Source organism: Marihabitans asiaticum, assembly GCF_007828725.1.
GTDB classification, from domain to species: domain Bacteria; phylum Actinomycetota; class Actinomycetes; order Actinomycetales; family Dermatophilaceae; genus Marihabitans; species Marihabitans asiaticum.
The window spans coordinates 119,619-145,100 of the sequence record NZ_VIUW01000005.1 but is presented as its reverse complement, the minus strand read 5'-3'; the positions used below and the strand labels follow the sequence as shown (position 1 = coordinate 145,100).

Annotated in this window: 25 protein-coding genes, 4 tRNA genes and 1 pseudogene; 21 read left to right on the top strand and 9 right to left on the bottom strand. The window is 71.5% G+C overall.

Features of this window, described 5'->3' with window-relative positions:
• Positions 1-20: 20 nt before the first annotated feature.
• From FB557_RS13505 to FB557_RS13485, 5 genes are all read left to right on the top strand, one after another.
• Positions 21-884, top strand: coding sequence for a DMT family transporter (locus FB557_RS13505; RefSeq protein WP_144858140.1), 864 nt, complete (start codon positions 21-23; stop codon positions 882-884).
• A gap of 24 nt (positions 885-908) precedes the next feature.
• Positions 909-1,988, top strand: a complete 1,080-nt coding sequence (gene hemE, locus FB557_RS13500; RefSeq protein WP_211356586.1) for a uroporphyrinogen decarboxylase — start codon at positions 909-911, stop codon at positions 1,986-1,988.
• 30 nt (positions 1,989-2,018) lie between these two features.
• Entirely contained in the window at positions 2,019-3,503 is a 1,485-nt protein-coding gene (gene hemG / locus FB557_RS13495; RefSeq protein ID WP_144858138.1) for a protoporphyrinogen oxidase, read from the top strand.
• On the top strand, positions 3,500-4,219 hold the full coding sequence (gene hemQ / locus FB557_RS13490; protein ID WP_144858137.1) for a hydrogen peroxide-dependent heme synthase: 720 nt from the start codon (positions 3,500-3,502) through the stop codon (positions 4,217-4,219). Before hemG ends, hemQ begins: the two co-directional genes overlap by 4 nt.
• Positions 4,220-4,422: 203 nt before the next feature.
• Positions 4,423-5,334 carry an endonuclease domain-containing protein gene (locus FB557_RS13485; RefSeq protein WP_144858136.1) on the top strand — a complete coding sequence of 304 codons (912 nt, stop codon included), beginning with the start codon at positions 4,423-4,425 and terminating at the stop codon, positions 5,332-5,334.
• Positions 5,335-5,413: 79 nt separating this feature from the next.
• Here FB557_RS13485 and msrB read toward each other — a convergent pair whose 3' ends face one another.
• Both msrB and FB557_RS13475 read right to left on the bottom strand, forming a co-directional pair.
• A complete protein-coding gene (gene msrB, locus FB557_RS13480; protein WP_144858135.1) occupies positions 5,414-5,836 on the bottom strand; it encodes a peptide-methionine (R)-S-oxide reductase MsrB in 423 nt (140 codons plus the stop codon).
• Between the two features lie 73 nt (positions 5,837-5,909).
• Complete coding sequence (locus tag FB557_RS13475) at positions 5,910-6,098, bottom strand: hypothetical protein (protein ID WP_211356585.1); 189 nt, start codon at positions 6,096-6,098, stop codon at positions 5,910-5,912.
• A gap of 134 nt (positions 6,099-6,232) precedes the next feature.
• Here FB557_RS13475 and ligD point away from each other — a divergent pair, with 134 nt between their 5' ends.
• Both ligD and FB557_RS13465 read left to right on the top strand, forming a co-directional pair.
• Positions 6,233-7,300: a non-homologous end-joining DNA ligase gene (gene ligD, locus FB557_RS13470; RefSeq protein ID WP_144858134.1), complete on the top strand. Its 1,068-nt coding sequence runs from the start codon at positions 6,233-6,235 to the stop codon at positions 7,298-7,300.
• A gap of 218 nt (positions 7,301-7,518) precedes the next feature.
• Positions 7,519-7,989, top strand: coding sequence for a helix-turn-helix domain-containing protein (locus FB557_RS13465; protein ID WP_144858133.1), 471 nt, complete (start codon positions 7,519-7,521; stop codon positions 7,987-7,989).
• Here the strand turns inward: FB557_RS13465 and FB557_RS13460 are convergent.
• Complete coding sequence (locus tag FB557_RS13460) at positions 7,959-9,026, bottom strand: ATP-dependent DNA ligase (RefSeq protein WP_144858132.1); 1,068 nt, start codon at positions 9,024-9,026, stop codon at positions 7,959-7,961. The genes FB557_RS13465 and FB557_RS13460 overlap by 31 nt on opposite strands.
• Before the next feature lie 37 nt (positions 9,027-9,063).
• Between FB557_RS13460 and FB557_RS13455 the strand changes: the two genes are divergently transcribed.
• On the top strand, positions 9,064-10,233 hold the full coding sequence (locus FB557_RS13455) for an alpha/beta hydrolase family protein (protein WP_144858131.1): 1,170 nt from the start codon (positions 9,064-9,066) through the stop codon (positions 10,231-10,233).
• A gap of 55 nt (positions 10,234-10,288) precedes the next feature.
• Positions 10,289-11,344 carry a polyphosphate kinase 2 family protein gene (locus tag FB557_RS13450; protein ID WP_144858130.1) on the top strand — a complete coding sequence of 352 codons (1,056 nt, stop codon included), beginning with the start codon at positions 10,289-10,291 and terminating at the stop codon, positions 11,342-11,344.
• Between the two features lie 8 nt (positions 11,345-11,352).
• On the opposite strand, the gene FB557_RS13445 is transcribed toward FB557_RS13450, so the two are convergent.
• Entirely contained in the window at positions 11,353-13,020 is a 1,668-nt protein-coding gene (locus FB557_RS13445) for an acyl-CoA dehydrogenase family protein (protein WP_144858129.1), read from the bottom strand.
• 82 nt (positions 13,021-13,102) lie between these two features.
• Here FB557_RS13445 and FB557_RS13440 point away from each other — a divergent pair, with 82 nt between their 5' ends.
• From FB557_RS13440 to FB557_RS13405, 8 genes and pseudogenes are all read left to right on the top strand, one after another.
• Positions 13,103-14,011 carry a YihY/virulence factor BrkB family protein gene (locus tag FB557_RS13440; protein WP_144858128.1) on the top strand — a complete coding sequence of 303 codons (909 nt, stop codon included), beginning with the start codon at positions 13,103-13,105 and terminating at the stop codon, positions 14,009-14,011.
• Between the two features lie 87 nt (positions 14,012-14,098).
• Positions 14,099-14,171 (top strand) — tRNA-Gly (locus FB557_RS13435).
• 21 nt (positions 14,172-14,192) lie between these two features.
• Positions 14,193-14,263 (top strand) — tRNA-Cys (locus tag FB557_RS13430).
• 25 nt (positions 14,264-14,288) lie between these two features.
• A tRNA-Val gene (locus FB557_RS13425) sits at positions 14,289-14,363 on the top strand.
• 70 nt (positions 14,364-14,433) lie between these two features.
• A pseudogene (locus FB557_RS13420) lies at positions 14,434-14,733 on the top strand (thiamine pyrophosphate-dependent enzyme); the annotation flags it as partial.
• Between the two features lie 36 nt (positions 14,734-14,769).
• Entirely contained in the window at positions 14,770-15,861 is a 1,092-nt protein-coding gene (locus FB557_RS13415) for a chorismate-binding protein (RefSeq protein WP_425462990.1), read from the top strand.
• Complete coding sequence (locus FB557_RS13410; RefSeq protein WP_144858125.1) at positions 15,858-16,706, top strand: aminotransferase class IV; 849 nt, start codon at positions 15,858-15,860, stop codon at positions 16,704-16,706. The genes FB557_RS13415 and FB557_RS13410 overlap by 4 nt, the downstream gene beginning before the upstream one ends.
• Positions 16,703-17,287, top strand: a complete 585-nt coding sequence (locus tag FB557_RS13405; protein WP_144858124.1) for a TIGR02611 family protein — start codon at positions 16,703-16,705, stop codon at positions 17,285-17,287. The genes FB557_RS13410 and FB557_RS13405 overlap by 4 nt, the downstream gene beginning before the upstream one ends.
• Before the next feature lie 25 nt (positions 17,288-17,312).
• On the opposite strand, the gene FB557_RS13400 is transcribed toward FB557_RS13405, so the two are convergent.
• Positions 17,313-18,485 (bottom strand): MarP family serine protease, encoded by a 1,173-nt coding sequence (locus FB557_RS13400; RefSeq protein WP_144858123.1) that lies wholly within the window; start codon positions 18,483-18,485, stop codon positions 17,313-17,315.
• Positions 18,486-18,641: 156 nt separating this feature from the next.
• On the opposite strand from FB557_RS13400, the gene FB557_RS13395 reads away from it, so the two are divergent.
• The 4 genes from FB557_RS13395 (at position 18,642) to FB557_RS13380 (ending at position 20,874) form a co-directional block, all read left to right on the top strand.
• A tRNA-Val gene (locus tag FB557_RS13395) sits at positions 18,642-18,715 on the top strand.
• A gap of 215 nt (positions 18,716-18,930) precedes the next feature.
• Positions 18,931-19,692 (top strand): flavodoxin family protein, encoded by a 762-nt coding sequence (locus FB557_RS13390; RefSeq protein ID WP_144858122.1) that lies wholly within the window; start codon positions 18,931-18,933, stop codon positions 19,690-19,692.
• A 22-nt stretch (positions 19,693-19,714) separates the two neighbouring features.
• A complete protein-coding gene (locus FB557_RS13385; protein WP_144858121.1) occupies positions 19,715-19,948 on the top strand; it encodes a superinfection immunity protein in 234 nt (77 codons plus the stop codon).
• Positions 19,945-20,874, top strand: coding sequence for a ketopantoate reductase family protein (locus FB557_RS13380; protein ID WP_170236301.1), 930 nt, complete (start codon positions 19,945-19,947; stop codon positions 20,872-20,874). The genes FB557_RS13385 and FB557_RS13380 overlap by 4 nt, the downstream gene beginning before the upstream one ends.
• Here the strand turns inward: FB557_RS13380 and FB557_RS13375 are convergent.
• The 4 genes from FB557_RS13375 to FB557_RS13360 all read right to left on the bottom strand — a co-directional run bounded on the left by FB557_RS13375 (position 20,858) and on the right by FB557_RS13360 (position 25,435).
• Entirely contained in the window at positions 20,858-22,843 is a 1,986-nt protein-coding gene (locus FB557_RS13375) for an acyl-CoA dehydrogenase family protein (protein WP_144858119.1), read from the bottom strand. The genes FB557_RS13380 and FB557_RS13375 overlap by 17 nt on opposite strands.
• Before the next feature lie 93 nt (positions 22,844-22,936).
• The gene (locus FB557_RS14900; RefSeq protein WP_211356584.1) at positions 22,937-23,053 is read right to left on the bottom strand and encodes a type II toxin-antitoxin system PemK/MazF family toxin; all 117 of its coding nucleotides are present in this window, start codon (positions 23,051-23,053) and stop codon (positions 22,937-22,939) included.
• Between the two features lie 11 nt (positions 23,054-23,064).
• Complete coding sequence (locus FB557_RS13365; protein WP_144858118.1) at positions 23,065-24,693, bottom strand: FAD-binding protein; 1,629 nt, start codon at positions 24,691-24,693, stop codon at positions 23,065-23,067.
• Between the two features lie 70 nt (positions 24,694-24,763).
• A complete protein-coding gene (locus FB557_RS13360) occupies positions 24,764-25,435 on the bottom strand; it encodes a TetR family transcriptional regulator (protein ID WP_144858117.1) in 672 nt (223 codons plus the stop codon).
• Positions 25,436-25,482 lie beyond the last annotated feature (47 nt).

The window sequence follows — 25,482 nt, the reverse complement described above, 5'->3', positions numbered from 1 at the left end:
GTGGCGGATAGCCTGCCGCGATGACCGTCCTCCTGGCGTTGCTCGCCGCCGCTGCCTGGGGGAGCGCCGACTTCGTCGGTGGCCTGCTCTCGCGTCGGCGCCCCGCCGTCGTCGTCCTCGCCTGGGCCTCGGTCGTCGCGACGGTCGTCGCGAGCACCGCGGTCCTGGCCACCGGCCTCCCGCTGCCGGACGAGCGCTGGGCGCTGTGGGGCGGGCTCGCGGCGGTGTGCGGGACCACCGGGCTCGGGGCCCTCTACGCGGGCCTGGCGGCGGGACGCATGGGGGTCGTCGCCCCGATCGCCGCGACGGGAGTCCTCGTGCCGGTGACCGTCGGCCTGGTCGGCGGCGACCCGATGACCCCCGTGATCGGGGCCGGGATCCTCTGCGCGGTCACCGGGGGTGTGCTGGCCAGCGGACCGGAGGCGAAGGGGGAGACCCGCCCGGACGAGCCGGGCGGGTCCCTGCCGGTCGTCCTCGCCGTCGTGGCGGCACTCGGCCTGGGCTCCTCGCTCGTCTTTGTCGAGCGCGGTGCGCACGTCTCGGTGCTGCACACGCTGTGGGTGCTCAAGCTCGTCGGCCTGCTGCTCCTGCTCCTCGTCCTGACCCTCTCGGTCCGGCTGGGCCGCCTCTCCACCCCTTCGCTCACCGTCGAGCGGGGAATGCTGCCCGGCCTGGTCGTCCTCGGCACCGGCGACCTCTGCGCCAACGCGTTGTACGGCCTGGCCGCCCAGGGCGGCCCGCTCTCGGTAGTCAGCGTCCTCGGCTCGCTCTACCCCGTCGCGACGATCGCGCTCGCCTGGGTGGTGTTGCACGAGCGGCTGCGACCCGTGCAGTGGGCCGGGGTGGCTCTGGCCCTCGTCGGTATCGCGCTCATCGCGTCGTGAGCGGGGAGTGGGAGGATCGTCCCCGTGACCCCCGACGCGCCTGACCTGCCCGACGCCCCTGCCGACAGCCCTGCCGACAGCGACCTCGTCCGTGCTGCCCGCGGAGTGCCGGTGCGCCGGACCCCGGTCTGGTTCATGCGCCAGGCCGGCAGGTCCCTGCCGGAGTACCGCAAGGTCCGTGAGGGCACCGCGATGCTCCAGGCCTGCCGCACCCCCGACCTCGTCACCGAGATCACGCTGCAGCCGGTGCGCCGCCACGGAGTCGACGGGGCGATCTTCTTCTCCGACATCGTCGTCCCCGTGCAGGCGGTCGGTGTGGATCTCGACATCGTCCCGGGCAAGGGGCCGGTCGTCGCCGAGCCGTTCCGCACCCGGGCCGACCTCGACCGGCTGCCCGAGCTGACTCCCGACGTCGTGCCCGACATCACCGAGTCGGTGCGCCAGCTCGTCAGCGAGCTCGGGGCGACCCCGCTCATCGGCTTCGCCGGGGCGCCCTTCACCCTCGCGAGCTACCTCGTCGAGGGCGGCCCGAGCAAGAACCACGAGCGCACCAAGGCGCTCATGCACGGCGACCCGCAGCTGTGGCACGACCTGTGCGCCCGGCTGGCCCAGATCGCTGGGGCGTTCCTGCGGGTGCAGGTCGAGGCCGGCGCGAGCATGGTCCAGCTCTTCGACAGCTGGGCCGGCTTCCTCAGCCGAGCCGACTACGTCCGGCACGTCAAGCCGCACTCGGCGGCCGCCCTGGCGGCGGTGGCCGACCTGAACGTGCCACGGATCCACTTCGGGGTGGGGACCGGGGAGCTGCTGCTCGACATGGCCGACGCCGGCGCAGACGTCGTCGGTGTCGACTACCGGGTGTCGCTGACCGACGCGATCGACCGTCTCGGTGCCCGCTACCCGGTGCAGGGCAACCTCGACCCGGCGCTCCTCTTCGCGCCGTGGGAGCCGCTCGCGGACGCGGTGGAACGCATCGCCGCCGAGGGCCATGCCGCGCCAGGGCACATCTTCAACCTCGGTCACGGCGTGCTGCCCACCACCGACCCCGACGTCATCACCCGGGTCGTCGAGCACGTGCACGCCCAGCCGGTCCGGGGCCAGCGCTGACCCGCAGACCCGCAGTGGCAGAGTTGAGCCATGGCTGAAGTCGTCGTCATCGGTGCCGGGATCGCCGGACTGACCGCAGCCGAGTCCCTCTCCCGCGCCGGGCACCACGTCACGGTGCTCGAGGGCCGAGACCGCGTCGGCGGGGTGATCGCCGCGACCGAGGTCGCCGGGGTGCGCCTGGACGTCGGCGCCGAGTCGATCCGGGCCGGTGACTCGGCCGACGAGGTGCTCGCCGCCGCCGGGCTCACCGACCGCGTCGTCTCCCCGGAGCCGGTGCCCGCCCAGCTGTGGAACCGCGGCGCCCTCGTCGCCCTCCCGGCGCGCACCTTCATGGGCGTCCCCTCCGACGCCTCGAGCACAGCCGAGGTCCTTACTGCCGAGGAGGTCGAGCGGGCGGGCGAAGGGGGAACCCCTCACCTTGGTGACGGCAGCGATCGCGAGGTCTCGGTGGCCGAGGCGATCTCGGCCGAGTACGGCCGAGCCGTGGTCGACCGCCTCGTCGAGCCCCTGCTCGGCGGGGTCTATGCCGGGCGGGTCGACGACCTCTCCTTCGCGGCGACGATGGGCCGGCTCTTCGACGCGTCCCGCCAGCACGGCTCGGTGCGCGCCGGTGTCCGGGCCGTGCTTCCCCCTTCGACCCCTGGGAACCGTCCCGCGGTGGGCGCCGGCGCCGCCACCGGACGCCGTGGCCCGATGCTCCTCGGGCTGGAGGGCGGCATCTGGCAGCTGCCCCTCGCCCTTGCCGAGCGGGTGCGTCATCGGGGAGGCGAGATCCGCCTTCGCACCCTCAGCCGCGGTGTCGAGCGCACCGCCGACGGGTGGCGGGTCCTCACCGGCCCCACCACCGACCCCACGTGGGTCGACGCCGATGCCGTGCTCGTCGCCACCGGCGCGCCCGCCGCCGCTCGGCTGATCCGCCCGCACGCCCCCTTCGCCGCCGCTGGCCTCGAGGAGATCGAGACCGCGTCCATGGCCGTGGTGACCCTCGCCGTCCCACGCGGCGGGCAGTGGACCGACCTGCCCGGGTCGGGCTTCCTCGTGCCGGCGGTCGACGGGCAGGTGATCAAGGCCAGCACCTTCGTCAGCACGAAGTGGGGGTGGGCCGCTCAGCGCGCCGACGAGGAGGGCGTCCTCCTGCTGCGCGCGTCGGTCGGGCGAGCCGGTGACGCCACCTCCCTGCAGCGTGACGACGACGAGCTCGTCGCCCTGGCGCTGGGTGACGTCGCCGCTGCGCTGGGCCGTCCGGTCCCCGAGCTCGCCGACGCGCACGTGCAGCGCTGGGGCGGGGGACTGCCTCAGTACACCGTCGGTCACCAGGGGCGGGTGCGGCGCATCCGCGAGGGGCTCGCGGACGTGCCCGGCCTGGCCGTCGCGGGCGCGAGCTATGACGGCGTCGGCATCGCCGGCGTGCTCGACAGCGCCCGCACCGCCGCCCGGACCCTCCTCGACGCGCTTGCCGGGGAGCCCCACGACGCACGCGACGACAGCCGCGACAACAGCAAGGAGAGACAGTGAGTACCCGCCCGGTCCCGAAGAAGCCCAGCCGCGATCAGCTCGAGGCGATCAACAGCTCGATCCACTATGCGATGTTCTCGGTCTTCGCGGTGACCACGCCGCTCGGCGAGGGCCCGCGCGAGCAGCTCGCCGCCGAGGTCGAGGGGCTTTTCGGCGAGCTCACCGAGGGTGGGGTGACGATCCGCGGGGTCTACGACGTCGCCGGCCTGCGTGCGGACGCCGACCTCATGATCTGGTGGCACGCCGACACCATCGAACAACTCCAGGACGCCTACCACCGCTTCCTGCGCACCGAGCTCGGCGCTCATCTGGAGCCGGTGTGGTCGGTCGCCGCGATCCACCGTCAGGCCGAGTTCAACCGCAGCCACATCCCGGCCTTCATGGCCGGCGAGGAGCAGCGCGACTACCTGTGCGTCTACCCCTTCGTGCGGTCCTACGACTGGTACGTCATGGACGAGAAGGAGCGGCGCGCGATGCTCGCCGAGCACGGCGCGATGGCCCGGGACTACCCGGACGTGCGTGCCAACACGATCAGCGCCTTCGCCCTCGGGGACTACGAGTGGGTGCTCGCCTTCGAGGCCGACGAGCTGCACCGCATCGTCGACCTCATGCGCGAGCTGCGTGCCTCGCAGGCGCGCCTGCACGTGCGCGAGGAGATCCCGTTCTACACCGGCCCTCGGGTCGAGGTCGCCGACCTCGTCGACCGCCTGCGCTGACCCCCCTTCGCCTCCCCGTCCCCCAATTATCGGGTTGAGGGACGTGTTGCACCTTCACCCGACTACCGACCTCGGGTGAAGGTGCAACTTCTCGGGTCCAGCGCGAAGGGGGAGTCGTCCACAGGTTGCTCAGGAGCCGACCGGCTACCCACAGGCCCGGCGTGCGGCCCGACCCCGTGGTTCGCCCAGGGAAGGCTCGCCGCATGGACGAGACGAGCACCATCGAGCTCCTGCTGCGCGACGGCAACGGGGTCATCCTTCGGCGAGAGAGCCGCGCGGCGGGGGTGAGCGACCAGGCGATGCGCGAAGCGCGCCGCCGAGGCATGCTCTCGAGCCTGACCCGCGGCGCCAGCTGCGCACGCATCCCCGAACGCGCCGAGGACCATCGTGCGCTCCTCAGCATCGCCGCTCTGCGGCTCTACCCAGACGCTCAGCTGAGCAGCAGCGCGACGGTCGCGGCATGGGGGCTGCCGGTGGTCGACGTCCCGGTCGCACGGCTGGACCTCGCTCGTCCGGTACGACAAGAGGTGCTCACCACCGACTTCCGGATCCGGCCGATCCGGCACGAGCGGGCCGACTCACCCGCGGGGCCCAGCGACCCGCTGCCAGCGGCGCTGATCCAGATGGCGATGGATGTGGGCATCCTCCGGGCGATGCCCCCGATCGACGCTGCCCTGCACCGCGAGCTGACCACCGCGGGCCAGCTCGACGAGGCCGCGGCCCAGGTGCGCGGCTGGCCACGCTCGTCGCGGGTCACCTGCGCGTTGGCGTGGGCCGACGGCCGCTCGGAGTCTCCCGGCGAGACCCTGACGCGGGCCCACCTTCGCGCTGTTGGTATCCGCACGACCCCGCAGGTTGTCATCAAGGATCCCTCGGGACGCGCGGTGGCGCGGGCCGACCTGGTCGTCGACGGGGCGAAGGTGATCATCGAGGTCGACGGCAAGGTCAAGTACACCGACGGCGGCGCCGACGCCCTCTTCCGCGAGAAGAAGCGCGAGGACAAACTGCGGCGACTGGGCTACGTCGTGGTGCGGGTGGTCTGGGCAGACCTCTACCGCCCGGCCCAGCTCATCGCGGCCGTTCGCGACGCGATCGCGATCGCGACCGCGGCCTGAGCGCCTTCACCCGATAACGTGCACCTTCACCCGAGGTTGGTAGTCGGGTGAAGGTGCAACAAGTCCCTCAACCCGATAATCAGGTGGTCGGGCGCAGGGTCATCGCGATCGAGTTGATGCAGTAGCGCTGATCGGTCGGGGTGTCATATCCCTCGCCCTCGAAGACGTGCCCGAGGTGGCTGCCGCAGGACGCGCAGCGGACCTCGACCCGGGGACGGCCGGGCAGGGAGTCGTCCTGGATGTACTCGACGCTGTCACCGGCCAGCGGGGAGTAGAAGCTCGGCCATCCGCAGTGACTGGCGAACTTCGTCTGAGAGGTGAAGAGCTCGACGCCGCAGGCACGGCAGGCGTACACCCCTTCGGTCTCGGTGTCGGTGTACTCCCCGGTGAAGGGGCGCTCCGTGCCCGCCTGGCGCAGCACCGAGTACTCGTCGGGGCTCAGCTCAGAGCGCCACTGCTCGTCGGTCTTCGTCACGTCGTACTGGCTACCGGTGGATTCCATCGATGCTCCTCGCAGGTGGGGTGTCCATCGTGCAACACCACGGCGCTCGCGAGCCTTCCCGGGCTACGCCAGGTCAGTACCAGAGCTTGAGGCGCACCACCTGAGGGTCGTGATCGCTGTCCTGGTCGTGGAAGGCGGCGTTGATGTGGACGATGTCGTAGCGGAAGGCCGGCGGCAGCCACCGACTCTTCCACTCCCGCCACGGCCCCTCGAGCAACCCGAAGGTGGCCAGGCTGCGGCTGATGAGGATGTGGTCGAGCACCTGGCTGTTGCCGTCGTAGACATAGGTCCAGCGCTCGCTCTCGGGGAGGGTCCGGGACAGGTCGGTCAGCGCGGTCCGCCCGTCGCCCTCCAGGGTGTCGACGAGCGTGTCCGGGTGGTCGCTAGGCTCCGAGGGTGGCCGATGCGCAGGCGCTGGAGATCGAGGGTCCGCAGGGTGAGGTCCGGCGGGTCCGCCTGTCCAGCCCCGACAAGGTGATGTGGCCGGCGAGCGAGCACGGCCCGAAGATCACCAAGCGTGACCTCGCCGACTATGTGGTCGCCGTGGGCGAGCGGCTCGTCGGGGACTCGCTGGGTGACCGCCCGGTCACGCTGCAACGCTTCCGCGATGGCATCACCGGTGGGGAGTTCTACAGCAAGAACCCGCCGAAGGGGGTCCCGGACTGGGCGCGAGTCACCGAGTGCACCTATCCCAGCGGCCGGACCCATGACCAGCTCGTCGTCGACGAGACGGCCACGGCCGTGTGGTGCGTGCAAATGTCGACGATCACCTGGCACCCGTGGCCGGTGCGCACGGGCGACAATGACAACCCGGACGAGCTGCGGATCGACCTCGACCCGCAGCCGGGCCGCTCGTTCTCCGACGTCGTCGAGGCGGCAACCGGACTGCGTGAGGTTATGACCGAGATCGGGCTCACCCCCTTCGTCAAGACCTCGGGCAACCGCGGAGTCCACGTCTATGCGCGGATCGAGCCGCGGCACGAGTTCCTCGACGTCCGGCACGGAGTGATCGGGATCGCCCGAGAGCTCGAGCGCCGGATGCCCGACCTGGTCACCACGGCATGGTGGAAGGAAGAGCGGGGGGAGCGGATCTTCGTCGACTACAACCAGGCCTGCCGCGACCGCACGATCGCCTCGGCGTGGAGCCCGCGCCCGCTGCCCGGCGCGCCCGTCTCCACCCCGATCAGCTGGGACGAGCTGGGCGCGGTCGACCCGGGTGAGCTGACCATCCGGACCGTCCCGGAGCGGGCGAAGGGGGAGAATCCCTGGGCCGGGATGGACCAGGCGAAGGGAGACGTCGGCGCCGCGATCGCGTTGTGGGACAAGGACGTCGAGGAGCGGGGTCTGGGCGAGCTGAACTTCCCGCCGGACCATCCGAAGATGCCTGGGGAGCCGCCGCGGGTCCAGCCCAGCCGGCGCGTCGCCGAGCACTGGGACGCCGACGGCAACCGCGTGTCCGACTGATCCCGCCTCGTCGGCTTTGTCGGGGCGGAGGCACGGGGCCTGTTCGGCGACTTGGGCGTTCCCCCAGCATCTGGGGCAACGCCCAAGTCGTCACCGAGGGGCCTGCAGGCCGGCCGGGTGCGGCTCCTGCCGTCGGTGACTGCGAGGACTGCCTCGATTGCCTCGAAGTAGGCGTGGACCTCTGCGCGAGCCCGGGCAGGCCGTCGCCGCCTCGCCCGGTGAAGAGTGGGCGTTCGCTGCCGAGCCGGTCGGAGGAGCTGGCGCAGCGCCGCGCTGCGCTCACCGTGGCGGAGGTCGCGGCCACCGTCCTACGCCAAGGACGGCGCGCCCGCGGTGAGTCTCAGCGCGACCTTGCGCGTCGACTCGGCCGGACCAAGTCCGCGGTTGCCCGACTCGAGAGTTCCCCGGGTGGCGTCCGGTTGGAGGAGTGGGCGCAGGTGCTGGGGGAGGTCGGGTGTTGGCTGGCCGTGATCGACGAGGACGCGAGGGAGGTCACCGCAGATCGGTGGGGCGTGACCGAGCTGCTCCTCACCGACCGAGCCGGACGCCGCCTGCCCGCGACCGCGCACGCGGAGGTTGACTACGACGACTCCTGCGAGGTCGTCAGCCGCTTCCGCCGAGCGCCACCAACCGTTGGTCGAGGCGTCGAAGCAGGCGATCAGCGGTCCAGGACGTCGCCGAGGTCGTAGGCCGGTGCGCGGTCGATCTGGTCGAGCGTGCACGACTCCGGGTCGCGGTCGGGCCGCCAGCGCAGCAGCTGGACGGTGTGGCGGAAGCGCCACCCCTCAAGCTGGTCGAAGGCGACCTCGACGACCCTCTCGGGTCGTAGCGGGACGTAGGAGACGTCCTTGCTCGAGGAGAAGCGGGACCGGTCGGTCTCGGCGTGCGCCACCTGGCCGTCCTCGTCGCGCTGGACCAACGACGCGAGCTCCTCGACCAGCTCGCGACGCCGCGCCATGGTGAAGGCGGAGATCCCGCCGACGTTGTACAGCTGCCCGTCCTGGTACAACCCGAGGAGGAGCGAGCCGACCCCTTCGCCCGACTTGTGGACGCGGTACCCGGTGACCACCGCCTCGGCGGTGCGCTTGTGCTTCACCTTGAGCATCGCCCGCCTGCCCGGGGCGTACGCACCGTCGAGGGGCTTGGCGATGACCCCGTCCAGCCCCGCGCCCTCGAAGCGCTCGAACCACCGGCGCGCCTCCTCGGCGTCCCGGGTGACCCGGGTGAGGTGGATCGGGGCGGCGGGGGCGAGACCGGCCAGCACCGTCTCGAGTCGTTCGCGGCGCTGGGCGAAGGGGGAGTCCATCAGGCTGTCCTCACCGAGCGCCAGGAGGTCGAAGGCGACGACCTCAGCGGGGGTCTCCTCGGAGAGCCGGGCGACCCGCGACGCAGCCGGGTGGATCCGCTGACCGAGCGCCTCGAAGGAGAGCCGCTGGGCGCCTGGCTCGCCGGTGCGGACGACGATCTCGCCGTCGAGCACCACCCTCGCCGGGAGGTGCTCGCGACAGGCCTGGACGACCTCGGGGAAGTAGCGGGTGAGCGGCTTCTTGCCCCGACTGGCCAGCTCCACCTCGTCGCCGTCCTTGAGCACGAGACAGCGGAAGCCGTCCCACTTGGGCTCGTAGAGGTAGCCGCCGGTGACGGCGTCCGCATCAGGGACCTCGGCGACCGCCTTGGCGAGCATCGGGTCGACGGGCAGGTCGATGGGCTGTCTCACAGTCGACATCATGCCCCCGTCGGCGCGGACCTGACACGATGAGAGGGTGAGCTCGAGCGCGACGACCCGCAAGCTGGCTGCCTACTCCGGCGCTGCTCTCGGCGGGGGGCTCGTAGGCGCCGGATCGGTCTGGGTCGGTGCCGCCAGCTACTTCGCCCGACGGGTGCTCACCCCTGACCCATACCGACCCGACGACGTCGTGATCCGGGCGATCCACTCCGACGCGATCACCCTCGAGGCCACCCCCGAGACCGTTGTCCCCGGCCGCTACGGCCTCTGGCTCGACGGAGACCGTGGGCACGCGCGCTTCGGAGACGTGCTCGACATCGACCACGTCCACTCCCTGGTGCGCCGACGGCTGCTGGGCGTCGACTTCGGTGTGCTCCGAACGGGTCCGGCCCGGCTCAACGGCTACTACTACTCGCGCGACCCGAGCCTCGACCTCGGCCTGGAGCACGAGGACGTCATGGTCCCCTCGCCGTTGGGGGCCATGCCGGCTTGGGTGGTGCCCGCGGCCACAGGGGAGGGGCGCCGCTGGGCCGTGCTCGTCCACGGGCGTGGCGCCCGCCGGTACGAGACGCTGCGGGCCATCCCCGCCCTGCACCGCGCCGGCCTGACCTGCCTCGTCCCCAGCTACCGCAACGACACCGAGGCGCCGAGAGGTCCGGACGGGCGGTACAACCTCGGGCTGTCGGAGTGGCGGGACATCGAGGCCGCGATGCGCCTCGCGGTTCAGCGCGGCGCCGAGGAGATTGTCCTGCTCGGATGGTCCATGGGCGGCGCCATCGTTCTGCAGGTGCTCGACCGCTCCGAGCTGGCCCCCGTCGTGAGCCGGGCCGTGCTCGACGGGCCGGTGGTCAGCTGGGCAGACGTGCTCGGCCATCACGCCCGGCTGCACTCCGTCCCGGCCCCGGTCGGCAAGCTCAGTCACGTGCTCATGGGTGCGCAGTGGGCCAAGCGTCTCGTGGGGGTGCACGAGTCGGTCGATGTCGCCAAGACGGACTGGGTGAGCCGAGCCCACGAGCTGCATCACCCGATGCTGATCATCCACTCGCGCGATGACGAGTTCGTCCCCGTCGGCCCCTCCGAGGAGCTGGCCCGGGCCCGCCCGGACCTCGTCACCTTCGAGCCGTGGTCCTTGGCGCGGCACTGCAAGGAGTGGAACGTCGACCCCGTCCGGTGGGAGCGGGTCGTCACCGGGTACCTCACCCCCTGACATGCGTTCGCCCTGACCCCGTCCGCGCAATCCCGATGGGTGCCATCATGGGCGGATGGCGAAGAAGTCGAAGAAGACCAAGACCGCGCAGGACAAGCCGGAGGTCAAGGCCGCCAAGCAGTCCAAGGACGCGAAGTCCTCGAAGGCGCCGAAGGACGCGAAGACCAAGGACTCGAAGACCAAGGTCTCGAAGAGCGACGCCGGGAAGTCCAAGCCTTCTAGTGCCGCGGAGGCGTCGACCGTTAAGGGCGCCAAGGGCGCGACGAAGCGGTCCGTCTCCGGAGGGTGGAGCGAGGCGCTGCTGGCCAAGCCGGGCACCGACCTCGCCAGCATCGACACCCGCAGCACGCCGAACTGGGAGGACAGCAAGAGCGAGGGCAAGGACGAGCTCGCCGCGCTGGCCGATCACGTCAGCGACCTCCAGGAGCGCCTGTACGCGGAGGCGACTGCTGGTGGGCAGCGGTCGGTGCTGCTCGTCATCCAGGGCATGGACACCGCGGGCAAGGGCGGAATCATGCGTCACGTCATCGGCGCGATGGACCCGCAGGGCGTCGCGATGACGGCCTTCAAAGCGCCCACGGCCGAGGAGAAGAGCCACCCCTTCCTGTGGCGGATCCGCAAGGCGCTGCCCGAGCCGGGCGAGATCGGCGTCTTCGACCGCAGCCACTACGAGGACGTGCTCATCGTGCGGGTCCACGACCTCGTCCCGCGCGCGCAGTGGGCACGCCGCTACAACCAGATCAACACCTTCGAGCGCGGCCTGGTCGAGAAGGGCACGACCGTCATCAAGGTGATGCTCCACCTGTCCGCCGACGAGCAGCGCGAGCGCCTCGCCGAGCGCCTGGACCGGGAGGACAAGTACTGGAAGTTCAATCCCCAGGACGTCGACGAGCGCCAGCACTGGGACGAGTACCGCGAGGCCTACCAGGCGGTCATCGACCGCTGCAGCACCGACGACGCCCCGTGGTTCGTCGTCCCGGCCGACCGCAAGTGGTACGCGCGCCTGGCAGTGATGAACCTCGTCAAGGAGCACCTGGAGAAGCTCGACCTCACCTGGCCCGAGGCCGACTTCGACATCGAGGAGCAGAAGCAGCGCCTCGCCGACAGCTGATCACGAACCTACGCGGCCCCGGATCGCTCGAGCGCGACCGGGGCCGCGACCTGCGCCAGGCCGGGGTCGATCGCCCCGAGACCGAGGTGTGCATCCGGGCCGAGCCGGGACTCGACGAAGGCTTCCGCAAGAGTCGGCGGGGCGTAGCGGGCCATGAGCGAGGCCTGCAGGGTCAGGGCGAGCTTCTCCACCAGACGACGGGCACCGGCGGCCGCCATGGCCGGGTCCCCGGCGAAGGCTGCGCCCTCGGCGTACACCTCGTCGAGCGCCCGGTCGAGCGTCGCGAGCTGCCCGCGGCCGGCCTCGGCCTCCTCGAACAGTGCCTTGAGACTGGCCGGCTCCCGGGAGATCGCCCGCAGCACGTCGAGCGCGTTCACGTTGCCCGAGCCCTCCCAGATCGAGTTCAGCGGCGCCTGCCGGTAGAGGCGGGCCATGCCGTTCTCCTCGACGTACCCGGCGCCGCCGAGGCACTCCAGCGCCTCGGCGACGACGGTGGGCGTCCGCTTGCACACCCAGTACTTGCCGACGGCGACCCCGAGACGAGCCAGCTCGACCTCCCCGGCATCGACCGCCTGTGCGAGCCGCATCCCGAGCAGCGTCGCGGCCTCGCTCTCGATCGCCAGGTCGGTCAGGACGGTGCGCATGAGCGGCTGCTCGATCAGCGCCGCCCCGAAGGCGCGGCGGTGCCGGGCGTGGTGCACCGCCCGGGTCAGTGCGGCCCGGCTGATCGCGGCTGATCCGAGGACGCAGTCCAGTCGGGTCGCGGCGACCATGTCGATGATCGTGCGCACCCCATGCCCCTCCTCACCGACGAGCGAGCCCCAGGTGCCGTCGAGCTCGATCTCGGAGGAGGCGTTGGACCGGTCGCCCAGCTTGTCCTTTAGCCGCTGGATGGCGAAGGGGTTACGGGCCCCGTCATCGAGGACCCTGGGGACGAGGAAGCAGCTCGGCGGCGCGTCCGGGCTGGTCTTGGCGAGCATGAGGAAGAGATCGCTCATCGGGGCCGAGCAGAACCACTTGTGCCCGGTGAGCCGGTACGCAGAGCCGGGCACGCCCCCTTCGCCCACCCGCTCGGCCACGGTGGTGTTGGCCCGCACATCAGACCCGCCCTGCTTCTCGGTCATCCCCATGCCGGCGATGAGGCCGGACTTCGACCCGGGGGTCCGCAGGCCGGGCTCGTAGCTGCGCGAGGCGAGCAGCGGCTCGTAGCGCTCAGCGAGCTCGGGGGAGTGCCGCAGGGCCGGGACGGCGGCGTGGGTCATCGTGATCGGGCAGATGTGCCCGGCGTCGACCTGTGCCCAGATGACGAAGCCGGCGGCGCGGCGTACATGTGCGCCGGTGTCGCGGCCCTTGGTCCAGGTCTCCGCCGTGAGCCCCGCGCTCGTCGCGACCCGCATGAGGTCGTGCCAGGCCGGGTCGAAGTCGACCTCGTCGACCCGGTTGCCCCAGCGGTCGTGGGTCCTCAGCCTGGGAGCGTTGCGCTCGGCCCGGTCGGCGATCTCGGCGACATCGGCGCTGCCTGCCAGGGCGCCGAGGTCGCTCAGCTCGGCGTGAGCGTCGTCGCGGTCCGACGGCGGGACCCAGCGGTCGACCGCCTCGGTGAGCACCGGGTCCATCCGGTAGACGTCGTGCCCGACGAAGGGGGGCGGCTGGTTGGTCACCTCATGGGTCGCCATGGCGGGAGGATATGGCCTGCATCTGGGCACCCCGCCGCGTGGTGGGGCGACCTGACCTCCCTTCGCCCCTACGGTGCCTCGTGTGTCGACGAAGGCGAGGGTGCGCGACCAGGTCGAGCTGGTCCCCTTCGGCATCCCCTTGGTGCGGCTCACCCGGGAGACCGTGCGGATCTGCCTGCGCTACCGGGTGACCGGGCTGGCGGCCGAGGCCGGCTTCTTCGCGCTGCTCTCGCTGCCGCCGCTCGTGCTCGGCCTCTTCGCCGGGGTCGGCTACCTCGGCAACGTCATCGGCCAGGGGACGGTCGACGACTTCACCCGCCACCTCACCGAGTACGCGGGCACGGTGCTCACCGAGGGCATCATCGACAGCCTGCTCCTGCCGACCGTGGACGAGGTCTTCCGTGACGGCCGCAGCGAGCTGATCTCGCTCGGCTTCCTGCTCTCGCTGTGGTCCGGCTCGCGGGTGCTCAACGTCTTCATCGACACGATCTCGATCATGTACGGGCAGAGCGGCATGCGCGGGATCGTGCGGACCCGGGCGATGAGCCTGACGATCTACACCGCGGGGCTGCTCTTCGGTTGCGTCATGATGCCGCTGGTCCTCGTCGGCCCCTCCGCGATCGGCTCCCTGCTGCCCGACCGGGTGGACTGGCTGATCCACCTCTACTGGCCGGTGGTGACCGTCCTTGTGCTGCTCGGGCTGACCACCCTCTTCCACGTATCGACCCCGCAGCGCGACCCGTGGCGCAGGGACCTGCCCGGCGCCGCGCTCACCCTCGTGCTGTGGGTGCTCTCGTCCTGGTTGATGCGCACCCTCGTCGCTGACTCCCTCGGCGGCAGCTCGATCTACGGTCCGCTGACGACGCCGATCATCTTGCTCGTCGGGCTCTACACGATCGCGATCTCGGTGCTCATCGGGGCCGCGCTCAACGCCGCCGTCCGCTCGCTGTGGCCGCACTCGGCCGCCGACCGGTCGATCTCCCAGACCTGAGCCGCACGCGGTTTGGTGATCACGCCGAGCGTGGGCTAGTGTCGCTCCGCACGCGAACGACGGGGGAACCCGCCGGGAGCGCGAAGTGCGGATGTAGCTCAGTTGGTAGAGCGCAACCTTGCCAAGGTTGAGGTCGCCGGTTCGAGGCCGGTCATCCGCTCGGAAGGTTCACCGCCTCCATGGTGGAGTGGCCGAGAGGCGAGGCAACGGCCTGCAAAGCCGTCTACACGGGTTCAAATCCCGTCTCCACCTCGACCATGCAGAACCTGCATGTCTCGGGCGATTGGCGCAGTGGTAGCGCGCTTCCTTGACACGGAAGAGGTCACTGGTTCAAACCCAGTATCGCCCACCAGCACGAGAGGCCCCGGTCCGCTGACGCGGACCGGGGCCTTGTCGTCTCCTGCCCGTTCCACTTGACCCGATACTCGATCGCCGAGCTGGCGACGGCCCGTCAGCACTGGGCCGAGGTGACCTGGCTGATCGTCGACGACGGCGGTTACGGGATCCTGCGCGAGTACATGACCGACACCTTCGGCAGCGCGTACGCGACCGAGCTGGCCCGGCCGGACTTCGTCGCCCTCGCCGAGTCCTTCGGCGTCCCCGCCGAACGGGTCAGCCTCGAGGAGGTCGGCCCGGCGGTCCGCCGCGCGTTCGACGGGGAGGGACCCAACGTCGTCGTCGACGCCACCCTGCGGATGTGGGCACCGAGCCACCTGGCCTGAGCACCGCCGCAGCGGCCGTCTGACATGCTCGCGCCCGTGGAGTTCGCGCGATTCGGGACCACGGTCCTCACCGAGCCGAGCGCGGTGACCCACGACGTCGGTGACCTCGATGCCGGCGGGCGATGGGCCGTCGTCGTCACCTTCGAGGGGCGGCTCACCGCGGTCCGATTCGACCGGATGGGCGAAGGGGGGCCGCCCCCTTCGCCGACCTGGCAGCCACCGGCCGAGCCCTGGCACTCCTCGCTCGACCGGGACGCCTACATCGCCGGGGTCGAGACGATCCGGCGCCACGTCGCCGACGGCACCGTCTACCAGGTCAACCTCTGCCGCGTGCTTTCCACCCCGCTGCCCCGGACGAGCCACCTCCCCGCGCTGGCGCCGCTGCTCGACGCCGGCAACCCCGCCCCCTTCGCCGGGACTATCCACGTGCCCGAAGCCGGTCTCGACGTCGTCTGCGCCTCGCCCGAGGCCTATCTCCTCCGCGACGGCGATCGGCTCGTCTCTCGCCCGATCAAGGGAACCGGGCGGGAGCGGGCGGACCTCGGCGCCAAGGACCACGCGGAGAACGTCATGATCACCGACCTCGTGCGCAACGACCTCGGCCAGGTCGCGGTGCCTGGGACCGTCGAGACCGCGTCGCTGTGCGCGGTGGAGGAGCATCCCGGCCTGCTGCATCTCACGAGCGAGGTCTGCGGACGGGTCCGGCCGGGAGCGGGGTGGGGCGAGATCCTCGCCGCGACCTTCCCACCCGGATCGGTCAGCGGGGCCCCGAAGTCCTCGGCGCTGCGGATCATCGGCGACCTCGAGCCGGTGCCGCGGGGCCCGTACTGCGGGGCGATCGGCTGGGTCGACGCCTATGCCGGCTCGGCGGCGCTGGCGGTCGGGATCCGCACGTTCTGGGTCGAGGAGAGCGGCGAAGGGCGGGTGCTGCGCTTCGGGACCGGCGCGGGGATCACCTGGGGTTCGGACGCGCGAGCGGAGTGGTCGGAGACCGAGCTGAAGGCGGAGCGTCTCCTCGCGCTGGCGGCGGGCGACGGCGAAGGGGTGAGCGTCCTCCCGCAGTCGGGCGCGGCTTCATCCCGAGGTCTGATGCCCCGCTCGCAGGCTTCTGCAAGAGTGACCCCATGAGCTCGGCGGTGACGACATGGGTGAACGGTCAGCTCGTGGACGGCGCGCGTCCGTCGATCGCGGCGGTCGACCACGGGATCACCGTCGGCGACGGCGCCTTCGAGTCGTGCAAGATCATCGACGGGCGGGTCTTCGCCCCGAGCCGCCACCTGCGTCGGCTCGAGCGCACGCTCGACGGTCTCGGGCTGGACGGGTTCGACGCCGAGCGGCTGATGGCCGGGGTGGACGCGGTGCTGGAGGCGGCGGGACCGATGCCGCTCGGGAGGACTCGCTGGACCGTCACCGGGGGACCGGGGCCGTTCGGCTCCGACCGCGGCGAGGGTCCGCTCACCTACGTCGTCGGCCTGGTGCCGGCCCAGCCGCTGCCGAGCCACGGCCACCTCGCGACCGTCCCGTGGACCCGCAACGAGCGGGCCGCGACCGCTGGCCTGAAGACCACCTCGTACGCCGACAACGTCATCGCCCTGGCCCGGGCGCGCGCTCACGGGGCCGACGAGGCGATCTTCGCGAACACCCGGGGCGAGCTGTGCGAGGGGACCGGGTCCAACGTCTTCGTCGTCCGGGACGGGGTGATCCTCACTCCGCCGCTGGACTCTGGGTGCCTCGCTGGCGTGACCCGCGACCTGACGATCGCCCGGTGCCGCGAGGCGGGGATGGAGGTCCGGGAGGAGGCCCTGCCGATGACGGCGTTGACCGACAGCGACGAGGTCTTCCTCACCAACACGATGCGTGACGTCCAGCCGGTCGGCAGCGTCGACGGCCGCGAGCTCGGTACTGCGACGCCGGTGACCGACCGAGCCGCGCAGGTCTTCGCGGCGAAGGTGGAGGAGGGGATGGATCCGTGAGCACCACCGCCGAGGCCGCAGAGGGCCGCGAGCACGAGGAGGGCGCGGGCTCGCGCGGGCACGGCCTGGACGCGCAGGGCCACCGCCGCCCGTACCGCGCGATCCGCGGCGAGCAGCACGCGATGGTCCGCGAGGAGCTGATCGAGCGCTTCGGCGAGGACCAGCGGATCGACCCCGAGGAGGACCCGATCGCGTGGCGGCGTGCGATCCGGTGCAACCCGGCGCTCGCGCCCTTCTACCGCGGTGGGGTCTTCGTCGTCGGGCTGGCCCTGATCATCGTCGGCATCCCGATGGTGCCGCTCGTCGGCCCCGGCTGGGTGGTGATCTTCATCGGGCTCTTCCTGTGGTCCACGGAGTTCAGGTGGGCGCGCAAGGTGACCCAGTTCGTCAAGGCCGAGGTCAAGGCCTTCGACCAGTGGGCGCGGCACCTGCCGTGGAAGCTCAAGATCCCGATGGTGCTGCTCACCCTCGCCTTCTGCTGGCTGTGCGGCTACCTCGTGCTGCTGCTCACCGGCGTGCCCGGATGGACCCCGGACGCGGTCGAGGAGTACCTGCGGATGCTGCCCGGGCTCGCCGCCTGATGAGCGCGCGCTGCGTGCCCGCCGCTCAGCGGGTGCACCGGCCGGTGTCGACCGGGTCGACCAGCGCGCCGGCGTCGTCGACGACCGGCCGCAGGACCGACAGCGGGACGGCGTAGGCCAGCCGCTCGACCCCGACCGCCTTGGCGAAGATCACCCCGGCGACCTCGCCGTCGATCTCCAGCACCGGGCCACCGGAGCTGCCGCGATCGACGACGGCGCCCACCGGGAGGACGCGCCGGGTGGAGGCCGACCCGTCGATCGTGACCCGGCTGCGCTGCTCCTTCATCACTGTCGCCGCGCCGACGGTCAGGCTGCCCGCCCCGGGGTAGCCGGCGACGACCCCTTCGGATCCGGCCGAGACGTCCTCGCTCAGCGCCAGCGGCGCGGCGTCCAGTCCGTCGGCGGCCACCACGGCGAGGTCGTTGCGCGGGTCGAGGTAGACCACCCGTCCGGTGACGGGCAGCTGGCCGCGGGCCTGCACGGCGGGCTGGTCGACCCCGGCGACGACGTGGGCGTTCGTCACCACCCGACCTGGGGCCACGACGAAGCCGCTGCCGTTGACCTGCCCCTCGCACCCCTTCGCGCTGCCGTGGATGCGCACGACCGAGCTCAGTGCGGTGCTCACCTCGGGTGAGTCGGAGACCTCCGCGGGCAGCGAAGGGGGGCTCGCCGGCGCCCCGATGACCTCGGCGAGGACGGGGCGGGTCTGTGCGAGCGCCTGGGAGAGGGGAGGCAGGTCACGGATCGCGTCGGGTGCCGCGGCGACGAGCGGAGGGAGCGAGCGGGACGCGCGCACCCCCTCCGTCAGCTCCGGTCGCGCCAGCGCGGCCGCATTGCTCGCGAGCAGGACCCAGATCAGAGCAGCGGTCACGAAGCCGGCGACCGCCCCGGCGATGCTGTCCAGCCAGCCCAGGCGCAGCGCCTCCAGCCCGCGGCGGACCAGACCGCCGAGCACGCCTCCGATGGCCGCACCCGTCGCGACGACGAGCGTCGTGGCGAGGACGAGGACGACCCCGCGGGTAGACGGGTCCTCGAGGCGGTCGAGCTGGTCGGGCAGCACCGCCAGCACGAGGAGCAGCCCACCAGCCGCACCGGCGAGGGTGCCGACCATCCGACCGAAGCCCCGCGCCGCGCCACCGAGGATCGCGAGCAGGACCGTCGCCACGACGACGACGTCGATCACCGTGCTCGTCTCCATCGCCCACCTCCCGTTGATCGCCACCACGGTAGGCGCCGCACCTGTGCGCGAGCCGGGGAATCGGCGCGGATCGCCCGCACGGCCGCGATGTGACGAAGCGCGACCCGGCCAGGTACTCTGCTCTCGCTCGCCGGCCCGCGACGGCCGCCGAGACCTGGACGTATAGCTCAGCTGGTTAGAGCGTTCGCTTCACACGCGAAAGGTCAGGGGTTCGAGTCCCTTTACGTCCACCGCTGTGATGTCGCACGACATCTGCACGGGTCGCGTCCGCTTGGTGAGGGCGCGGCCCTTTGCGCGTCCCGGCTCGTGACCCGCGGGTACGACGACACCAGTCGTGTCCCCCTTCGCGCTCGTCCCCGAGATCTGGCGGCGCTCAGCGCCGACCCGGGTGACTCGTGCCGTCGTACCCGCGAGTCACCTCGACCAGGCGGCCTACGGTGGGCCGGTGACCGACGCCAGCGCCTCCGCCCACCAGCAACCACCCAGCTACGACGGGCTCCGCGCCCTCCTCGTCAACTGCTCGCTGACGAAGGACCCCCTTCGCTCCCACACCGGGCTCCTCCTCGACGCGGTCGGCGGGATCATGAGCCGCGCGGGGGTCGAGGTCGACACCCTCCACGCGGTCGAGCACCCCATCGCACCCGGGGTTCAGCCCGACATGCGCGAGGACTGGCCGGACGACGCGTGGCCGGAGCTGTGGCCGCGCGTGGAGCGCGCGCACATCCTCGTCATCGGCACCCCGATCTGGCTCGGTGAGGAGAGCTCGGTGTGCCGCCGCATCATCGAGCGCCTGTACGCGATGTCCGGCGAGCTCAATGAGCAGGGCCAGTCCCTCTACTACGGCAAGGTCGGTGGTGCCGTCGTCACCGGGAACGAGGACGGGGTCAAGCACACCTCGATGTCGCTGCTCTACGCGATGCAGCACCTCGGCTACGTCATCCCGCCGCAGGCCGACTGCGGATGGATCGGCGAGATCGGCCCGGGCCCCTCCTTCGGCGACGAGCAGGAGGGCTCCGACCCAGCCGGCTTCGACAGCGACTTCACCCGGCGCAACACCACGATCATGGCGTGGAACGTCATGCACACCGCGGACCTGCTGCGCCGCGCCGGCGGGCTGCCGACCTACGGCAACGATCGGAGCGCCTTCGAGTCCGGAGAGCGCTTCGGCTACCAGCCTCCCGCACGCTCGATCCCCGCCCGCGGCTGACCGCGACCGGTACCGTCGAGGCATGCCCGACATCATCACTGACCGCAAGAACCGCGTCGTCAGCGCGCCCGTCGCGATCATCGTCGCGATCCTCACCGGCGGCTACATGCTGCCGTGGGCGATCGCCGCGCTGCGCGGCAACAGCAACGCCTGGAGCGTCTTCTGGATCAACCTCCTGCTCGGCTGGACCATCATCGGATGGATCGTCGCCCTCGTGATGTCGATCCGAGAGCACAAGGTGATCGGCGTCCGGTGAGCGAGGCTCCCCGCCTGGAGTCCGTGGCAGTCGTCGGCGCCGGCGCGCTCGGGGCGATGTACGCCGCCCACCTGGCCGCTGCCGAGGTCGAGGTCGTCCTCGTCGCCGCCGGTGAGCGAGCCGAGCGGCTACGCACTCAGGGTCTGACCGTCAACGGGGCACCGCTGGACATCCCCGTCCTCGACCCGTCGACGGACGGGCACGCCCCCTTCGATCTCGTCCTCGTGGCGGTCAAGGCGGCCCAGCTCGAGGACTCGCTCGACCTGGTGGCCCCGCTGGTCGGGCCGGACACGACCTTCGTCTCCGTGCTCAACGGGCTGGACAGCGAGCGGGTGATCGGGGAGCGCTTCAGCCCGGAGCAGGTACTGCTGTGCATCGCCCTGGCCATGGACGCCGAGCGCGAAGGGAGCGCGGTCCGGTACACCGCGCCCGGCCGGCTCGAGATCGGCGACAGTCCTGCGACCGTCACCCCGGGCGAAGGGGGGAGCGAGCGGACGGAGGCGGTGGCGGAGCTGCTCGACCGAGCGGGGATCGCCTGCACCGTCCACGACGACATGACCCACCGGATGTGGTGGAAGTTCCTCGTCAACGTCGGCGGCAACCAGGCATCCGCCGCCACCCGGACCACCTATGGACGGCTGCGGCAGGAGCCGGCGCGCTCCCTCATGGTGGCGCTGCAGGACGAGGTGGTCGCCGTCGCCGCCGCCGAAGGGGTGCGCCTCACCGCGACCGACGTGCAGCGGTGGTACGACGTCCTCGAGGGGCAACCGGCTGACGGCAGGACCTCGATGCTCCAGGACGTCCTCGCCGGTCGCCCGACCGAGGTCGACATCTTCGCCGGTCGCGTGGTCGAGCTCGGGCGCCGCCACGGCATCGCCACGCCCTACAACCAGAGCATGCTCTGGGTGCTCAGCGCTCTGCGCTGACGGCCTCGTCCTGCGTTGCGGAGCGGCGCGCCACACCCTGCCCGTCGTCCTCGCTCGTCTCACCGAGGAACTCCAGCAGCTCGGTCTCGCGCCAGGCCATCGGGATCGCGAACGCGTCGATGAGAGTCTGGGCGTGCGGCCGCAAGGCGTCGCACAGCTCGTCGACCGAGGCGGTCACCCCCTTCGCCTGCGAGGCGCTCAGGCGCCCGTGCTCGAGGAACCAGGCGCGGTTCTCCTCGATGGTCGACATCACGTAGAGGTCGCAGACCCGGTCGAGCAGGTCGCGGGCCTCGCCCTCCGGCGTGGCGTCGATCGCCGAGACGAAGGCCTCGAGGATCACCCGCTCGATGTGCGCGCGGGCGGTGAGCAGCAGGTGAGGCTGAGCGTCGTTGAAGACGGTGAAGCCGTCCGCGTCGTCGTCACCGGCTCGGCGCAGCCGCATGGCCAGGGTCTCCAGGAGGTGCTTCTCGCGGTCCTCGAAGAGGTCCAGGTGGCCACCCCGGTCGGAGAGGGCGTTGTCCGCGTCGCGGCCAGGGGAGCCGGAGATGAGCCGCTGGATGAGCGAGCCACCGATGGTCCGCTCGATGACCGCCTCGGTGACCTGGCGCGCGCCGAAGAAGAAGGCGCCGCGGGTGTCGAGCTCATGGAAGGCCTCCTTGTAGCCGGTGAGCATGCCCTTGGCGACGAGCTGGAGCAGGACCGTGTTGTCGCCCTCGAAGGTCGTGAAGACGTCGGTGTCGGCCTTGAGGTCGGCGAAGCGGTTGACCGAGAGGTAGCCGGCGCCGCCGCAGGCCTCGCGGCACACCTGGATCGTGTCGGTCGCGTGCTCGGTGGTCAGCGCCTTGATGCCGGCCGCGCGAGCCTCGAGCTCGCGCTGGGCCTCCTCGCTCGTCTCCTCACCCGCAGCGATGCGGTGCATCTGCTCGACCAGGGCGTTCTGCGCGAGCATGAGCGCGTAGGAGCGGGCGAGACGAGGGAAGAGCTTCCGTTGGTGCCCCCGGTAGTCCAGGATCGTCACCTCGCGCTCGGAGTCCGGGGCGGTGAACTGCTTGCGGTGCAACCCGTACGTGATCGCGAGGGTGAGCGCCGTCCGGGTCGCGGCCCCGGCGCCGCCGGCGACACTGATCCGCCCGCGGACCAGGGTGCCGAGCATGGTGAAGAAGCGGCGGGAGGGGTTCTCGATCGGGGAGTGGTACCGACCGTCGTCATCGATCGTGCCGTAGCGGTTGAGAAGATTCAGCCGCGGGACGCGGACATGGTCGAAGGTGAGCCGCCCGTTGTCGACCCCCCGAAGACCCATCTTGGCCCCGCAGTCGCCGATCGTCACCCCGTCGCGCGGTTCACCGGAGTCGTCCCGGATGGGCACGAGGACGCAGTGCACCCCGTGGTTCTCGCCGTCGACGACGAGCTGGGCGAAGACGGCGGCGATGTGCCCGTCGCGGGCGGCGTTGCCGATGTAGTCCTTGCGGGCGGGGAGCGAAGGGGTGTTGATCTCGATCTCGTCGCTGTCGGGGAGGTACGTCGCCGTGGTGAGCAGGGACTGGACGTCCGAGCCGTGCCCGGTCTCGGTCATGGCGAAGCACCCGAGCAGGGTGCCGTCGAGCATGCCGGGCAGGTACTCGTCCCAGTGGCGCTGGGTGCCCAGGTTGGCCACCGCGCCGCCGAAGAGACCGAACTGGACGCCCGCCTTGACGTAGACCGAGAGGTCGGCATGGCCGAGCATCTCGAACGCCGTCACCGAGGCGCCGTGCTCGTTGGTGCCACCCTGCTCGATCGTCAGGCCGTCGCGGGGCGCGTCGGTCTTGGTCATCTGCAGGACCGCGTCGAGGGTGCGCTGGCGGTGCTCGTCGAGGGGGATCAGGCCGGCCGGTGGGCCGAAGGTGTCGGGGTCGAGCTGGGCGCGCAGCTGCTGGCGCACCTCACCCCATCGCCCGTCGAGGGTGGTCTGGATCTGCTCGGCGATACCCATAAGGGCGACTCTGGCAGATCGAGGCCGGTGATGGTCGGGTGTGAAGGGTGACCTGCGCCCTACAGGCGCGAAACGGGACGCGGCGGCGCCCGGCTACAGATCGAGGACCAAGGCCAGGGCATCGCTGACTCGCTGCATCTCCTCGAGAGTAAGGAAGCCAACGGGCTCTGTGAGACGCCTCAGGTCCACTGTCGCGAGTTGGTCGCACATCACCTTCCTCGTCAGGCCTGGGCCATGTGCCGTCCAGCGATCATCCCGAAGACGGTGGCCGGCCCGATGGTCGAGCCGGGGCCGGGGTAGGTGCGGCCCATCACCGAGGCTGAGACGTTGCCTGCCGCGTACAGGCCCTCGATCACCGAGCCGTCCTCACGCAGCGCCCGGGCGTGCTCGTCGGTGAGCACGCCGCCCTTGGTGCCGAGGTCGCCGATGACGACCCGGACAGCGGTGAAGGGCGCCTTCTCCAGGGGACCGAGGTTGGGGTTGGGCGTGACCGTCGGGTCGCCGTAGTAGCGGTCGTAGGCGGACTCACCCCGCCGGAAGTCGACGTCGACCCCGGAGCGGGCCAGCCGGTTGAAGCGGTCTACTGTCGCGGTCAGGGTGGTCGGGTCCGCCCCGATGAGGTCGGCCAGGTCCGCGAGGGAGCCGGCGGAGTGGAGCAGACCCTCGCGCCGCATCGCCTTGGTGGCGCGAGGGTCGGCGAGGTAGTTGCGCAGGTAGCGCCGGCCGTGGCGGGCGTCGGCCACCATCCAGTAGGCGCCGTCCTTGTCGTGCTCGAGCATGGCGTGACCGAGGTCGACGTAGGACTCCGCCTCGTTGGCGATCCGGCGACCCTGATGGTCGACGATGATCGTGTACGGCAGCGCCCGCTCACCGACGAGGAAGGTCGGGTCGTGCCCCTCCGGGCCCGCCACCGACGCGCCCCACCAGGCGTCGTCCATCAGCTCGAGCGCGGCGCCGTGCCGGGCGGCGATCGTGTGCACCTGCCCCAGGTTGCCCGGGGCGCCGGACGGGCTGCCGTCGATGCCGTGGTGCTTCTGGCGCATGTCCTCGTTGTGGTCGAAGCCGCCGGCGGCGAGCATCACGCCCCGCCGCGCGTAGATGGTCTCCTCCACCTCCGACCCGGCGACCGTCACCCCGACGATCCGGTCGCCGTCGAGCGCCAGGTCGGTGACAGGAGAGCTCAGCCGCAGCTCGACACCTAGCCGCTGCACGGCCACGTCAAGGAGCGACATAGCAAGGCCAGCCCCGATGCCGTACAGCTTCTTGCCCCGAACCAGGCCGCTGAGGACCCGGCTGATCACCTCGACGCCCCGGCGCATGCCGCCGGTGGTCGACCAGGCTCGCTGGATCTCCCAGACGTCGTCGGTCATGATCGGCAGCGGGATGAGCGCGCGCGAGGTCTGCGCCCAGCACCCGACCCGCTTGCCGTCGAAGGGCTCGACCTCGATCGCCCGGCCGATCTTGCCGCCCGGTCGCTCGGGGTAGTAGTCGGGGTAGTCAGTGGCGCGCCGCCAGATCACCCCGTGTCGTTCGGTCGTCTCCACGAAGTCGGCGATGCCGTCGACGAAGGCGGCCTTGCGCTCGGGAGAGGTGCATCTCCCTTCGTCACCTACCGTCGCGTCGAGATAGGCCAGCGCCTCTTCTCGGGAGTCCTGGACCCCGTCGCGCCGCATCACCGGGTTGTCCGGCAGCCACAGGCCGCCCCCAGACATCGCCGTGCTGCCGCCCCACCGGTCTGTGCTCTCGAGCATCACGACGGAGAGCCCCTCCTCGGCCGCTCCGATCGCGGTGGCGAAGGCGGCGGCGCCGGAGCCGACGACGACGACGTCGTAGGTGTCGGTGGTGCTCATGGGTCCTCACTCGGGTCGCGACTGGTGGTACTCAGCACGGTAGCGAGCCGGGCGAAGGGGTGGGGCTGAGTCAGGAGCGCGGGCGCCAGGCGGTGCGGGCTCCGGCCCAGGCGAGGTCGGTGAGCTGCTCGGTCAGCGCCGGGCGGCCCAGGTCGCCGAGCTGCCCGTCGAGCCAGGCGTCGGCGGCCGCGCGCACCATGCCGACGAGCGACAGGCCCCAGACCTTGGCCGGGGCCGGGTCGCTGCCGCGGGCGACGAGAGCCGCGGCGATGAGGTCTCCCATCTGTCGCGCGATCTTCGTCGTCGTGTCGGCGGCGACCTCGGCGGCGTTGCCGGTGCGGTCGGCGCCGACGAGGGGAGCGGAGACGATGAAGCGGTAGACCTCAGGGTCGCGCTCGACGAGGGCGAGGTAGGCCTCGATGGCCGCTGCGATGAGCTGGCGTGGTTCCTCGTCGAGCTCGGTGAGATCGGTGTCGCGCAGGCTCTGGCCGACCACCTTGCCGACATCGCGCAGGATCAGCTCGTCGACCCGCTCGGCCACCGCACGGTAGAGCCCCGCGCGGTCGGAGAAGTGGCGGTAGAAGACGGTCTTGCTCGTGCCCGCCGTTGTCGCGATCTCGTCCATCCCGACCGTGGCGCCGTGCGTGCGGATGCTGTGCAGCGCCGACTCCACCAGCTCCCGACGCCGAGACCGGCGGTGCGCCTCCCAGCGGGCGCTGCGGCCGTCGGTGGTGGTGCTCACAGTCGCGGACCGTAGCAGGTACTCGGGGTACCTGCTACGGTCCGTAT

What these genes read in the sequence shown, in the direction of transcription:
- FB557_RS13400 (WP_144858123.1), bottom strand. Translation starts at nt 18,485, where the DNA reads ATGGAGACGAGCACGGTGATCGACGTCGTCGTCGTGGCGACGGTCCTG.
- FB557_RS13485 (WP_144858136.1), top strand. Translation starts at nt 4,423, where the DNA reads ATGGACGAGACGAGCACCATCGAGCTCCTGCTGCGCGACGGCAACGGG.
- FB557_RS14900 (WP_211356584.1), bottom strand. Translation starts at nt 23,053, where the DNA reads ATGTGCGACCAACTCGCGACAGTGGACCTGAGGCGTCTCACAGAGCCC.
- hemG (WP_144858138.1), top strand. Translation starts at nt 2,019, where the DNA reads ATGGCTGAAGTCGTCGTCATCGGTGCCGGGATCGCCGGACTGACCGCA.
- FB557_RS13460 (WP_144858132.1), bottom strand. Translation starts at nt 9,026, where the DNA reads ATGTCGACTGTGAGACAGCCCATCGACCTGCCCGTCGACCCGATGCTC.
- FB557_RS13445 (WP_144858129.1), bottom strand. Translation starts at nt 13,020, where the DNA reads ATGGCGACCCATGAGGTGACCAACCAGCCGCCCCCCTTCGTCGGGCAC.
- FB557_RS13410 (WP_144858125.1), top strand. Translation starts at nt 15,858, where the DNA reads ATGAGCTCGGCGGTGACGACATGGGTGAACGGTCAGCTCGTGGACGGC.
- FB557_RS13365 (WP_144858118.1), bottom strand. Translation starts at nt 24,693, where the DNA reads ATGAGCACCACCGACACCTACGACGTCGTCGTCGTCGGCTCCGGCGCC.
- FB557_RS13385 (WP_144858121.1), top strand. Translation starts at nt 19,715, where the DNA reads ATGCCCGACATCATCACTGACCGCAAGAACCGCGTCGTCAGCGCGCCC.
- FB557_RS13505 (WP_144858140.1), top strand. Translation starts at nt 21, where the DNA reads ATGACCGTCCTCCTGGCGTTGCTCGCCGCCGCTGCCTGGGGGAGCGCC.
- FB557_RS13450 (WP_144858130.1), top strand. Translation starts at nt 10,289, where the DNA reads ATGGCGAAGAAGTCGAAGAAGACCAAGACCGCGCAGGACAAGCCGGAG.
- msrB (WP_144858135.1), bottom strand. Translation starts at nt 5,836, where the DNA reads ATGGAATCCACCGGTAGCCAGTACGACGTGACGAAGACCGACGAGCAG.
- FB557_RS13375 (WP_144858119.1), bottom strand. Translation starts at nt 22,843, where the DNA reads ATGGGTATCGCCGAGCAGATCCAGACCACCCTCGACGGGCGATGGGGT.